The organism is Kitasatospora cinereorecta (genome assembly GCF_024172095.1).
In the GTDB taxonomy this organism is placed as follows: Bacteria; Actinomycetota; Actinomycetes; order Streptomycetales; family Streptomycetaceae; genus Kitasatospora; species Kitasatospora cinereorecta.
Map to the genome: position 1 here is coordinate 1,292,505 of NZ_JAMZDX010000002.1, position 13,561 is coordinate 1,306,065.

The window sequence follows — 13,561 nt, forward strand, 5'->3', positions numbered from 1 at the left end:
CATGGCGGATGCGGGGGGTGTGGGGGCTTCGGCACAGCACAGCGCGGGGCCGCCCTGCTGGGGGCACGCCGATGCCCGAGCACCGTGAAGGTGCCAGGGCATGGGGTGCCCCGGCACCGTTTCGGGGGTCCGATGTCCGGGCCTCGCTGATGCTTACCGACCGGTAGCGTCCACAGGGTAAGCCGGGCTCGTGCGCACATGTCAACCACACGTCGCGGGCCCCGGGAGGGTCTGACTCACCGTCAAGTCCTGTTCCCTGAAGGCATTTTATGGGTCTGGCCAGCTCGATCCGGTCGGACGCGTGAGCACGCTTGAGTAATGGATGCCGTAGTTCTACCAATGCGCCGGCGCCGCCGCCCTTGCGAGCGTGATGGTCGGCACTCGACTCCCGACGCCGTTGACGCCGACCCGGTCGCCCCCACCCGACCGCCGGCGTCGCCTCGCAGCCCTTACTCGGATTTGGGGGTAGCTTTGCGTGACACAGCCATCGTCGGCATGGGGTGCAGGTTTCCGGGCGCGCGGGACCTCCCGGACTACTGGCGCCTCCTGCGGCGCGCCGAGCGGCAGTTCCGGCCGGTCCCACCGGAGCGCTGGAACCACGCGCTGGTCCACACACCGGACGACCGCCGGGCCCGCAACGGCACCTACACCGATCAGCTCGCGACGATCGCTCAGGTCGACCACTTCGACGCCCGGCACTACCGCATGTCGCCCCGCCGGGTGCAGGGGATGGACCCCCAGCACCGGCTGCTCCTGGACGCCTCGCGCGAGGCGCTGCAGGACGCCGGATGGGAGAGGGGCGAGTTCGACCGCGAGCGGACCGGTGTGTTCTTCGGACTCAACCTGTCCGAGTACCTCGGACTCGTCCCGGACGTCCGCACCATGGGGCCGTTCGTGCTGCCCGGGGTGCTGCTGAACATGGCCGCGGCCAACGTCAGCCAGTTCTTCGGCCTGCACGGGCCGAGCTTCGCCGTCGACGCGGCCTGCTCCGCGTCGACGGTGGCGCTGCACCAGGCGGTCGCCAGCCTCACGGCCGGCGAGTCGAGGGTGGCACTGGTCGGCGGGGCGTACCTGGCCCTGGATCCCGGCACCCTGCTGGCCTTCTCGAAGATCGGCGCCGTCTCGGCGGACGGGGTGTGCCGGCCGTTCGACACGCGGGCCGACGGCTTCGTGCTCGGCGACGGCGTCGGCGTCCTGGTGCTCAGGCCGCTGGACGACGCGCTGGCCGCCGGTGACCGGGTCTACGCCGTGATCCGCGGCGTGGGGATGTCCAACGACGGCGCGTCCGAAGGGCCGATGACTCCCCGGGCGGGCGGCCAACTGCTGGCCCTGGAGCGGGCCTACCTGGACGCCGGCTTCTCCGCCCGCTCGGTCGGCGCCTTCGAGGCGCACGGGACCGCGACTGTCGTCGGTGACGCCACCGAGATCGAGGCGATCACCCGGATCCGCACCGAGGGCACGGGCGAGCGCGTGGAGGCGAGCCTGGGTTCGGTGAAGTCGCTGATCGGGCACTCACTGGGCGCCTCGGGCGCGGCCTCGGTGATCAAGGCAGCGCTGATGCTGCACCACCGGACCATCCTGCCGATGCCACCCACCCGGATCGGCCGCGAGGCCGAGTTGCACGGCGCGGGCCTGCGGATTTCCGACAGTCTCCAGCCCTGGCAGCACAGTGCCGACACCCCGCGCCGGGCCGGCGTCAGCAACTTCGGCTTCGGCGGGACCAACGTGCACGTCGTCCTGGAGGAGGCCCCCACCCGCGCCGCGACCGGACCGGCCGCACCGAGCAGTACCCCTGCGAAGCGCACGGAGGCAGCGACGGCCGGGACCCGGGACACCGAGCCGCCGTACCTGTTCCTCTTCTCCGCCGGTTCCGTGGACCGCCTCGTCTCCCACCTCGACCGGTTCTCCGAGACGGTGGCCGAGACGCCGGACCTGCCGCTCGCCGGCATCGCGCGCACCCTGGCGGCCCGCCGGTTGCTGACGGCACGCCTCGCCGTGGTCGCGGCCGGACGCGACGAACTGCGCGCCCGGGTCGAGCAGGCCCGCTCCGCCCTGGCCCAGGGCCGCACCGGCACGCTCGGGGAAGGCATCTGCGCCGCCGACAGGCCGCTGCCCGAGGCGGAGCGGGCGGTGGCGTTCCTCTGCCCCGGGCAGGGGAGCCAGTACCCCGGGATGCTGCGTGACCTGTTCGACCGCTTCCCGGTGGTGCGGGAGACCCTGCAGGGCTGGGACGCGACGGCGACGGCGCACCCGGGCGGGTTCTCGCTGCTGGCGGCGGTCCACGGGCCGGACAGCGACAGCCCACGGGGGCGGGCCCGGCTGACCGGCACCGACGTGTGCCAGCCGGTCCTGGGGGCACTCGGCGTGGCCGTCGGCTCGCTCGTCCGCTCACTGGGCCTCGCCCCGGCGGTCAGCCTCGGCCACAGCGTGGGCGAGTTCCCCGCAGCGGTGCTGGCCGGCGCGCTCGAACCGGACGAGTGCGCGCGGCTGCTGCTCACCCGCGGAGCGCACATGCGGCGCGCGGAGTCCCACCGGCAGGGCGGGATGCTCGCCGTCCGTGCGGCCGTGGAGCGGACGGAAGCCCTCACCCGCGACCTCGACGACGTCTGGGTGGCCTGCTACAACCACCCCGGCCAGACCGTCTGCAGCGGAACACCCGCCGGGCTGGCGGAGTTGGCCCGCCGCTGCGCCGCCGCCGGGGTGACCGCCGGCGCGCTGGAGGTGTCGAACGGATTCCACTCCCCGCTGCTCGACCCGGTCCGCGAGGACCTGGCCGCGGACCTGGCCACCCGGCGGATCGACCGCCCCGTGGGCGGGTTCGTGTCCACGGTCAGCGGCCGGCCGGAGTCGGATCCGTCGGTCCTGCGGGAGCTGTGGGCCGGGCATGCGAGCGCCCCGGTCCGCTTCAGCGACGCGGTGCGCTCCGCCCACCAGGGCGGAGCCCGGATCTTCGTGCAGTTGCTGGGCGGCAGCAGCCTGCTCGGTGCGGTGCGGCACAGCGTGCCCGACCCGTCCGCGGTGCGCTGCGTCGCGCTGACCGGGCAGACCCCCGACGACGCGCGCAGCCTGCTCGGCGGCCTCGGCGAGCTCGCGGTCACCGGGGTGGGGTTCGATGCGACCGGGCTGGTTCCGGCCGGGACGCCGCTGGTCACGCTGCCGCCGTCCCCGCTCGCCGCGACGGCGCACTGGCACGCCCGGGTGGTCTCCCGGGTGCCGGGACCGCCGACCACCCCGGGCCTGACCGCGGTCCTGGCCGGCGAGGTGGACAGCACCCCGGTCGTCCCGTACGCCGACGCGGCCACGGCGCCGGTCGTCCCCGTCCCCGCCGCCGACCGTGTTGCCGTGCCCGACCACAGCGACGGCCGGCCGCGGCCCATCCCTCCACGACAGAGCCTCGACGGACAGGAACCCCCCATGAACGACGTCGTCATGCTGATGCGTGAGCAGTTGGAGGTACTGCGGACCCTCACCGGGGCGTCCGGCCGGGACCGGTCGTCGGCCGGCGGCCCGCAGTCCTCGGTGGAGTGGTCGGGCCCGCGCCCGGCGTCCGCCGCCGAGGCGGCCGAACCCACCGCGTCCGAGCGCGCCGCGGTGGCGGCCGAGGAGCAGGGGACCACCGCGTACCAGCAGGTCCGCCGTCAGGTCCAGGCCGAGATCGCGGCGGTCAGCGCCTTCTCGGTGGACCAGCTGGCGGACGACACGGTGGTCACCCACGGCCTCGGCTTCGACTCCCTGATGGTGACCGAGCTGCTGGAGCGGCTGCGCCGGCACTTCCCGGTCGCGGCCGACGGGATCGGCCCGGACCTGCTCTCCGGCGAGCCCACGATCGCCATGGTGGTCGACGCCGTGGCCGACCTCGTCGGCGCGCCCAGGGTGGCCGCCGCCCCGCATGAACTCCGCACCGACACCACTCCTGGGACCGGGACCGGGACCGGGGCCGCCGCGATGGAGAGCCGCATCGAGGACTTCCCCGAGCTGCTCGCGATGGAGCGGCGCGCCGCCGCGCTCGACCGCAACCCGTACTTCCTGCTCAACGAAGGGACGATGGGTGCCACCACGCGGATCGACGGCCGGGAGCTGATCTCCTTCTCCGGCTACAACTACCTGGGGCTGTCCGGTCATCCGGAGGTGACCCGGGCGGTCAAGGAGGCCGTGGACACCTACGGCAGCTCGGTCTCCGCCAGCAGGTTCCTGTCCGGCAACAAGCCGCTGCACCACGAGCTGGAGGCCGAACTCGCCGCTCTCAACGGTTGCGAGGCGGCGATCGCGCTGGTCAGCGGCCACGCGACCAACGTCACGGTGATCGGCCACCTGGTGGGGCCCGAGGACCTCATCGTCCACGACGCCCTCGCCCATGACAGCATCCTGCAGGGCTGCAAGCTGTCCGGCGCACGCCGCCGCCCGTTCCCGCACAACGACATGGCGGCCCTCGACGACCTGTTGAGCCGGGTCCGCGGGCAGTACCGCCGGGTGCTGATCGTGGTCGAGGGCGTGTACAGCATGGACGGCGACATCGTGGATCTGCCGGCCCTCATCGAGGTCAAGCGCCGGCACGGCGCGCTGGTGATGATCGACGAGGCCCACAGCATCGGCACCGTGGGAGCCACCGGCGGCGGCGTCGGCGAGCACTTCCTCGTCGATCGCCGGGACGTCGACCTCTGGTCCGGCACGCTGTCCAAGTCGCTGGCTGGCTGCGGGGGTTACGTCGCCGGTACGCGCCGGGTGGTGGACTACCTGAAGGCCGCCACCCCCGGCTTCGTGTACAGCGTCGGCATGACCCCCGCCAACACCGCCGCCTCGCTCGCCGCGATCCGGGTCATGCGGGCGGAACCGGAGCGGCTCAAGCAGCTGTGGACGAACTCCGAGGCGTTCCTCCGGCTGGCCCGCGAGGCCGGGATCGACACCGGTGACAGCTACGGCACCCCGGTCGTCCCGGTCATCGTGAAGGACTCCGCCAAGGCGGTGGCGCTGGCGGCAACCCTTTCGGACCGAGGGATCAGCGCCAACCCGATCCTGCACCCGGCCGTCGCCGAGGAACTGGTGCGACTGCGCTTCTTCATCACCAGCGAGCACACCGCCGACCAGCTCACCCACACCGTCGACACCCTCGCCGAGCAGCTGCGCCGACTGAACGGCTGACCCGCACCGCGGGCCCGATGGTGCGGTGGCCGGCGGACCCAACCGCCCGGCCACCGCACCATCGGGCCGTCCCTCACCCCGCGGTGCCGGCGCCGATCTGTCCGCCGATGACCCGGGCCAGCTCGGTCCGCGACGACAGGCCCAGGCGCCGGTACACCCGACCGAGGTGGGCGTCCACGGTCCTCGGACTGAGGAACAGCCGCTGGGCGATCTCCCGCGACCGCAGCCCCGTGGCCGCGAGTGCGGCGATCTCGCGTTCCCGCTCGCTCAGCATCGCCATGGGCCCGGCCTGCGGCTGTGTCGGGTCGCGGTCGGACCCGCCGGTGGCCAACTCGGCCCGCACGCGCGTTGCTTCCTCGCGCACCCGGAGCGCGCCGAGCGCGTCCGCGACCGCCGCGGCCGAGTCCAGCCAGTCCAGCGCGACGTCCTGCCCCTGTGACGCCGCGGCCGCCTCGGCGCCCGAGACCAGCGTCCAGGCCCGCTGGATCGGCATCCCGGCCCGGTGGAACCCCTTCGCCGCCTGCTCGAACAGTGCGGAAGCGAGGTCGGGGCGACCATCGGTCAGGTGCAGCGCCGCCCGCGCGCGCACCGCCCACGCAGCCTGCCCGGGCAGCCCCAGGCGCTTCGCGGCGGCTTCCGCCTGGGCCGTCCAGCGCCGCGCGGAGGTGGTGTCGCCACAGCTCAGGGCGGCGGCCGCCATCAGCGCTCGGAGCGAGGGTTCGAGCGCGGGCTGGAGCAGCGCCACGTCCTCCCCACCGGCTCCGTCCAGCATGGTGCGCAGCGCGCCGTCCGCGTCGCCGGCGACCAGGCGCACCTGGGCCGCCAGCCCGATCGTACTGCGGCACCACCAGCTGTCCCGCGAGGCGATGTCGACGAGAGCGGATTCGGCCAGTGCCAGGGCCTCACCCGCGTCGCGCCGGCCGCCGGACCAGACCAGTGCGGCGGCCCGCACCGTCCGGGCCAGTCCTGCCATCTCCTGCGAGCCGATGGCGGTGGCCGACCGCTCGGCATCGGTGGCCCAGCGCGCGGCCTCCGCCAGCCGGCCACCGCACAGCTCGACCGCCGCCAGACCGACGAGCTGGTACGAGGCCAGGTGCTGCTGGGCGGGGGCACCGGGGATCTTCAGGAACCGTCTGAAGTGGCGGGCGGCGGCGTCGAGCCGCTCCAGGTAGAACTCGGCGGTGGCGAGGGTCAGGAACATCTCGGGCGACCGTCCGGCCTGGGGATCCGGGAGCGCGTTCGTGATGGCGACACACTGCCGCACCGCGGGGACGGCTGCGACGACGTCCCCCAGATAGGCGTCCTGCGAGGCAGCCAGACAGCGGATCGCCACCCTCGTCGGGTGCGCGGACTCGAGGTTCGTGTCCAGGGCCGGGCGCAGCATGGCGCGGGCGCGGACGTGGTCGCCGCGCATCGACTGGACCAGCGCGTACTCGTAGATCATGGCGGCGGCTTCGAGCGGGGGAGCGTCGCCGTCCCCGGAGACCGGGAGGCGGTGCAGTGCGGCGGCGGCGATGGCCTCCGCCTCCTCGTGGCGGCAGAGCAGGCGCTCGACGTCCGCGGCGGCGCCGAAGGCCCGGACGGCCACCTGCCACGGCAACTCCTGGATTCGGCAGAGGACTTCGTGAATCAGCGTGCGGGCCTCGTCCAGCCGCCCCGCGCCGATCAGGGCCCGGGAACGGAGGACCTCCAGCTCGGACCGCGTCTCGTCGCCCGGTCTGCCGCGCGGCGTGTGGTCGAGCGCCAGGCGCAGCCAGCCGGCCGCGGTCGCCGGCTGGTGCGCGAGGACCTCGGCCGCGGCCCGGGCGAGGACGGGCGTGGCTGCGGCGGAGTCCGTTCCGAGCAGGTGCACGGCGTGCCGGGCCTGCTGTGCGGCGGTGCTGCCCTGCTCGGTGAGCAGGTTCAGCGCCCGCCGGTGGGCCGTCGACCGTTCGAGGATGTCCACGTGCTCGTGGGCCACCTGCTCCAGCACGCTGTCGCGGAACCCGAACGTGCGGCCTTCGCCGCGGAGCCGCACGAGGTCGGCGCGGGTCAGTTCGCCGAGCGCCGCGAAGGCCCGGTCGGGATCGAGCCCGCAGACCGGCGGGACGTCCTCCGGGCGGAACGGCGCACCGAGGACGGCGGCCGCGCCCAGGACCGCGCGGGCGTCCGGTGACACCGCCTCGAATTCGGCGGTCAGGGCGGCCGCTTCGCGCAGCAGTACGCCCGGGTCGTCCCCCCGGAGCGGCGACAGGCTGGGATCCCAGTCGGCGGCCAGCAGGATGCGCAGGTTGCGCGGGTTGCCGCCGGCCGCATTCTGCAAGCGATCGAGGTGGTCCTCGTGGTCCCCGCCGCTGCCGGGCGCCCCCGGGCGGGCCGGGACGCCGTCGGCGGACCAGCGGGCGAGGAGCTCGCGGACCGCATCCGGGCCCAGCGGTGCCATCGGGATCCGGGTCACGGTTCCGGAGCGCACGCCGTCGTCCAGGGCCTCCAGCAGGATGGGGCTGGTCTGCCGGGGGCGGTGTGCCAGGGCGAGCAGGAACGGCCCCGGGACCGGATGACGGATGAGCCGCCGTACGAGTTCGACCGACCCCGGGTCGGACCACTGGACATCGTCGAGCAGGAGGGCACCACCGGCGCCGGCGGTCCAGTCCAGCACCAGCTCCCGGGCCGAGCGGAGGAACCGGTCGTCGTCGAGGTCGCGCCGGTTCAGCGCGGGATGGTCGCCCCAGGCGTCCCGGAAGACCTGGCCGGGGCCGGCACTCCCGCGGATGGCGTGACCGCGGGCCAGCCGGATCCCGGACCCGGCGACGAGCCCGGCGAGGACGCTCAGCAGGCTGGTCTTGCCCAGGCCCGGATCCCCCGCGATCTCCAGGACGGTCCCGTGCCCCGATCTCAGCAGGTGCACGGCCCGTTCGAGCTGCGCGATCTCGGCCGTTCGCCCGACGGGCGGCGGGTCGAACCGATGGGGGGCGGGCGGGGTGTTCGACGCGCGGTGCCGGGTGGGCCAGGCGAGGTGGGCGGGACTGTCGCACCGGGCGGGTTGCTCCTTGCTGGCGCCCCGCCAGGCGTCGAGCGGCCAGCGGCGCTGTTGCCCGTGGCCCTGCTCTTGGTCGAACGTGTTTCGGCGATCAGGGAGTTGCGTGTCCGAACGGTCGCCGGAACCGGGCGCGCCGGGCAGTGGGCCGAAGGAGGGGTCGAGGTCGTGGATGTCCGGCATCAGCGCTGCGACGTGTGGGGAATCGCGATTCGGCGGGGACGACATCCCGTTGGCCGTGCCGAGGGTGACGACCCCGGCACGGCGCGGTGGATGAGCGGGGACACGTGAACCTCCGAGGAGCGCGGTGGGGCGCCGTCCGATGGCGCGGGTCGTGCTACCGGGTGCCCCTCCGGCGCGTGCACTGTCGTTCCGCAGGGATGTCGGCCCGGTCCTCACCTGCCGCGGACACGACCGTCGTGGTCGTCCGACCCTGTGGCGCGATGGCCGGTCGGCAGGTGTGGCAGGCCAGAGCGTATGGGCGGACCAAGTGAACATTCAATACGCCAGTAAGTTAATTAAATTCCTTCCTTCCCTCCTCCTCGATGACGCCGCACTCACGACCACGAGGTCCCCGGCGCTCGCCGGGGACCTCGTGGTGCGCCCGGTCAGGCGAGGGTCGCCGCCGCCAGGGTCGCGTTGCCCTGGCCGTCCGCGCTGTGCGAGACGGTGACCTGGTAGGTCACCGTCAGGGTCTGGCCCTCGGACGCCGCCGCGAAGTTCAGCACGGCCGTGGCGTTGCCGTTGCTCGACTGGGAGTCGAACGTGCCGGACCAGGGGGGAGCGGAACCGTCCGACAGCATCGCGCTGACCGTGGCCAGCGCCTTCGACGCACCCAGGTGCAGGCTCAGCTGCTGCGGTTCGGTTCCGGCCGGGACGGTGAGCCGGAAGCCGTTGCCCACCCGGCGCAGGAAGAACCCGGTGGGGGTCGCTGTGGCTGCCGCGGTGGGTGCGCCGTCGGTCCAGCTGTAGGTCACATTGCCCTCGTTGAACACGTGCAGCGTGTCGTTGCCGATGACGCTCACGTCGCTGATCCTGGCGCCGCCGTCGGCCTTCCGGTCGGTTCGGCCCGCCAAGCCGTAGTGCACCCAGTCCGTGGTGCCGGCGGCGGTGAGGTCGACCGGTCCGGGAGCGGTGGTCGTGACGGCACCGGCGAGGGTGCCGGCCACCGCCGATGCCGGGCGGGTGATCCGGTACGTCGCCCCGGCCTTGGCCTTGAACGTGTAAGCCTCCGCTCCGTCGCCCGTGCCGGGGCCGCCCGCCCTCTCCTTGGAGACGGGCACGGTGGACGTCTTGTGACCGTCGGATTCGACGAGCTCGACGATCGGGACGAGGCCGGCCCAGGGGTTGGCGAAGCGGACCGTCCCGGCGTGCTCCGCCAGCACGTCGACCTGCTGCACCCGACCCTGGCTCAGGCTTCCGCTGACGACGTAACCGCCCTTGGCGCGCAACCTGGTGAACGAGGCAGGGCGGTGGGCGGGCCAGACCGGGAAGAAGCGCAGCAGACCGAACTCACCGGTCAGCAGCATCGAGTTCAGCATCTCGATGTTGGCCGTGGTCTCGAGGCCCCCGCCGGGCTGCGCGTAAGTGAGGTTCGACGGCCGCCACCGCTTGGCCGTCTGTGCCTTGAACCTGGCCAGGAGGTCCGGACCCGACCAGCCCACCCGGGCGGCCATCAGGAAGGTCTTCGGGTAGCTGTTGCCGGTGGAGCCCCATTCGTTCTGCAGGGCGAGCGAGTCGCGGGCGCGCTGGACATCCACCGGGGCCGAGCCCAACTGCACGACCCCCGCCGGGTGTACGACGCCTTCGAGATTGATCGGCTGGTCGTGGACGACGAAGGGCGAGTGGCGTGGGTCGACGACCTCGGCCAGCGTGTAGACCGAGGTTCCACCGTAGGTGCCCGTGGGCTGCGCGGAGAGCTTGGCCAGGACGTGCTGCCACTCGCTGCGCATCCGCGCGTCCTGGTTGAGCAGGACGGACGCCTCCAGCAGGACGGTGTACACCCTGCGGATGAAGCCGAGGTCCAGACCCGGGTTGAAGTCGTCCCAGTTCTCGTGCGAGCCGGAGTGCTCGACCGTATAGCGCGTGCCGTCCCAGGTCATGTAGTCGGCCCAGAACGCCGCGAGCTCCTTGAGCGCCGGGTAGAGCTCCTTGCGCAGGTAGTCCTCCTCGCGGTAGTACTGCCAGCGGTCGATGGCCGGCATGAAGCCGAAGCTGCCGTTGGACTTCTGGTCGGTGAGACCGCGCGGGTTCTTGGTGGCGGCCACCGGAACCGGGGCGGGTGCCGGCCTGCCGATGTGCTGCGGGGTGAGTTTGCGACCGTAGCAGGCACCCTGGTAGCCGAGCTGCGCGGTGTTGTTGCGCTGGTAGGGCAGCTCGTCGAGGAGCGGCCGGCAGTAGGACTCGAGCAACCCCGGCCGGTTGGCGGATCCGGCGCCGTAGAACGTGGCCTCGTAGTCGTAGTTGAGGAAGTACTTGTTCTCCCAGTTGGGCAGGTCGGTCGTGATCCACCCGCCGTACAGTGCCGGCGGCAGCTTTCCGGCGCGGGTCGAGGCCCCCAGCACGTACAGGGCGCCGTAGTAGTAACTCTCGAGCGCCGGGTCGCCCAGATCGACGTACGAGCGCATCCAGAAGTCCCGCCACCAGTCGTGGTGTTCGGCACGAAGGCTGTCGAGACGGCTCGCGGTGATCGCCTTGGCGGCGGCCTCGGCCCGGTCGGCGAGCGTGGCCGCGGCGGGGCCGCCGGGGCCGCTCCGGGCGTCTCCGCGCACGGCCGTCACCACGTGCACGGACTTACCGGCGGTGAGGGTGAAGGTCACGGTGGCCTCCTCCGCGGTGGCCGAGGCGCTGGTGTGGGAGGCACCGATCAGGCGGACGGCCAGGGCCTGGGTGGAGCGCCAGTCGCTGGCCGGGAACGGGTCTCCGCTGCGGGTGAGCCGCAGGGTGGTGCCGTCGGCGGAGACGCTCGCCACGGTCGGGTACTGGACGTTGTGGCCCGGGGAGGAGGAGCGGGCGGCGAGGGCGACGGTGATGCGGGCGTCGGGGCTGCCGGCGGGTACGGACAGGTCGGTGACGAAGACGTTGTCGCAGTCGGCCGTCCAGGAGACCATGCTGACGGTCGGCGTCCCGAGCTGCATGCTGGTGCGGACCTCGCCGGTGCGGATGTCCTGCGTCATGCGGTAGGCGTCCGCCGGGGACGGGGAGGTGTCCGGGGAGGAGATCGTCAGGTTGGCGATCGACAGACAGCTGTCCGTGAGGCCGGTGCTGGGGCCCCACGTCGTGCCCCAGTGCTCCATGCGGCCGAAGTAGAAGCGCTGGGCGACGTCCGTGTAGCCGACGACGACGCCCAGGTCGCCGTTGCCGAGCAGGGCGCCGCGGGTGTAGCCGTTGGTGACCACGCCGGTGGGCGGAGTGGTGGACACGCCCTGGATGCCGTCGAGTCTCGCGGCGAGCGTGTCCCATTCGGTGGGTGCGACGCCGGAGCCCGCTGCTGCGGGCGCGGTTGCGGCGGCGGCCCCGGGCAGGGCGGCGGCCAGCGCCATGCCCGCGCCGGTGGCGACTGCTGCGCCCAGCACCTGCCGGCGGCTGAGCCCCGATCCGGGGGTACGGGGGTGGAAGGACGATGACATGGTGACCTCCTGGGGTAAGGCCGCGGAGGGGACGTTGCCCGACCGCGACGCTGCGGACGTGCTGTTCTGGGTGTGCCGTACTCGGTGCGGCTGTACTGCTGATCTGCCGTGGCGCCGACCGCGGTAGGAGTCGGGCGATCCGGCCCGTCAGGCGCTCCTGCGGCAGATCGGGACGGCCTGGGCCCTGAGCGCTGTTCGGTTCAAGGAGAGTCGGCGGGTGCCGAATCCCTCGTAGAGCGGTCCAGGACCAGGTGGTTGCGGGTGTTGGTGTCGTCGGCGGGGCACACCGACCGGGCGTTGTTGATCGCGGCGCTGGGCGCACTGATGGCTCTTCAGGTCGGCTGGGTCCCGGCGCCGTTCCGTCACAGGTGATCAAGATCGGGGACAGGGACCCGGCCGCCCCGGGACGGTGGGGCCGGGGCCCTGTCGACGCCCCTCTCAGAGTTCGACCACGCCTCCGGTGCGGCGCGCGTGTTCGGCGGCGAAGACCACGCGGTGGCTGGCCAGGGTCGCCTCGATGCCGGAGACGATGAGTTCGGGGCGGCCGCCGTGCAGAGCGTCGAGGTAGGCGTTGAGGAGTGCCCGGTCGCCTCCACCGTGGCCTTCGGCGGCCGACGGTCCGTCGACCGCAGTGTCGTGGAGGGTGCGCTGCTCGGTGCGGAAGTCGTAGATCTCGATGCGGCGGCCGTCGCCGGTGAGCTGGCCGTGGCTACCGAAGATCTTGGTGTGACGGTTCTCCAGCGGAGTGAAGGCGGTCAGGGTGAAGCCGGCGGTCACGCCGTTCTCGAATTCCAGGTTGACCACCTGGTGGTCGGGGACGTCGTTGTCACTGCGGTAGACGCAGCGCCCGTAGGGGCCGTCGGTGAGGGCGTCTGCCACGGCCTGTTCGGTCAGCTCGCCGCCGGTGACGACCCGGGTCATGTACCGCTTGGCGCCGCCGTCGTCGGCACGGCCGTCGCGAAGGCCGTCGCGGTAGAGCGTGGTGGCCGAGTAGGCGCAGGAATCCTGGAGCAGGCAGGTCACGCACCGGTCGGAGGCGCCCTCGGGGGCGGCTTCGGGCCGGAAGTGGGTGAGCGACCCGAAGGAGCTGACCCTGGCCACACGTTGTCCGACGATGTCGGCCATCCAGTCGATGTCGTGGCAGGACTTGCTCAGCAGCAGCGGGGAGGACTCGTCCTCGCGGCGCCAGTTCCCGCGGACGTAGGAGTGCGCGAAGTGGTAGTTGCCGATCGGCTCCAGGTGCTGGAGGGAGACGATGTCACCGATCGCGCCTTCGCGCAGCAACTGCTTGAGCTTGACGGTGTAGGGGGTGTAGCGCATGACGTGGCACACGGCCAGGGTGATGCCGTTCCGGCGCGCCGCCTCGGCGATGGCCTCGCAGTCCGCCTCGTTGGTGGCCATCGGCTTCTCCAGCAGGATCTGGTAGCCGATCCCGGCAAGCGCGGTGGCCGCTGCCGCGTGCTCGGCGTCCTGCACGGCTATCAGCGCGATGTCGGCGAGCCGCGGGCGCGCCAGCAGGTCGCGCCAGTGGGTGAACCGGAACTCGGGGGCGATGTGGTGCTTGGCGGCGAGGTCGCCGCGGAACCGCTCGCGCGGTTCGGCCACGGCCGTCACACGCGCCACCTCGGGCCGCTCGGCGACGAGGTCGGCGAAGGCGGTGCCGCGGGCTCCCGCGCCAAGAATGGCGATGGTCAGTGGGCGGCCGAGGGGTCGGCTGAGGTCGCCGGTGATGAACGCGTCGGCCGTGGTCTCGGTGCTGGGGTTCACGTGGTGCTCC

General features: G+C 72.9%; 4 protein-coding genes. 1 reads left to right on the top strand and 3 read right to left on the bottom strand.

Annotated features, from left to right (window positions below):
- The first annotated feature begins 339 nt into the window (after positions 1 to 339).
- The gene (locus FHR36_RS12700) at positions 340 to 5,139 is read left to right on the top strand and encodes a type I polyketide synthase (protein ID WP_301330204.1); all 4,800 of its coding nucleotides are present in this window, start codon (positions 340 to 342) and stop codon (positions 5,137 to 5,139) included.
- 73 nt (positions 5,140 to 5,212) lie between these two features.
- On the opposite strand, the gene FHR36_RS12705 is transcribed toward FHR36_RS12700, so the two are convergent.
- The 3 genes from FHR36_RS12705 to FHR36_RS12715 form a co-directional block, all read right to left on the bottom strand.
- Positions 5,213 to 8,338, bottom strand: coding sequence for a LuxR C-terminal-related transcriptional regulator (locus FHR36_RS12705; RefSeq protein WP_253796473.1), 3,126 nt, complete (start codon positions 8,336 to 8,338; stop codon positions 5,213 to 5,215).
- Positions 8,339 to 8,763: 425 nt separating this feature from the next.
- Positions 8,764 to 11,784 carry a glycosyl hydrolase family 95 catalytic domain-containing protein gene (locus tag FHR36_RS12710; RefSeq protein WP_253796474.1) on the bottom strand — a complete coding sequence of 1,007 codons (3,021 nt, stop codon included), beginning with the start codon at positions 11,782 to 11,784 and terminating at the stop codon, positions 8,764 to 8,766.
- A 438-nt stretch (positions 11,785 to 12,222) separates the two neighbouring features.
- Complete coding sequence (locus FHR36_RS12715; protein ID WP_253796476.1) at positions 12,223 to 13,551, bottom strand: Gfo/Idh/MocA family protein; 1,329 nt, start codon at positions 13,549 to 13,551, stop codon at positions 12,223 to 12,225.
- Positions 13,552 to 13,561 lie beyond the last annotated feature (10 nt).

Bases quoted from the DNA above. Each gene is read 5' to 3' on its own strand.
- FHR36_RS12700 (WP_301330204.1), top strand. From the start codon at position 340: ATGCGCCGGCGCCGCCGCCCTTGCGAGCGTGATGGTCGGCACTCGACT.
- FHR36_RS12705 (WP_253796473.1), bottom strand. From the start codon at position 8,338: ATGCCGGACATCCACGACCTCGACCCCTCCTTCGGCCCACTGCCCGGC.
- FHR36_RS12710 (WP_253796474.1), bottom strand. From the start codon at position 11,784: ATGTCATCGTCCTTCCACCCCCGTACCCCCGGATCGGGGCTCAGCCGC.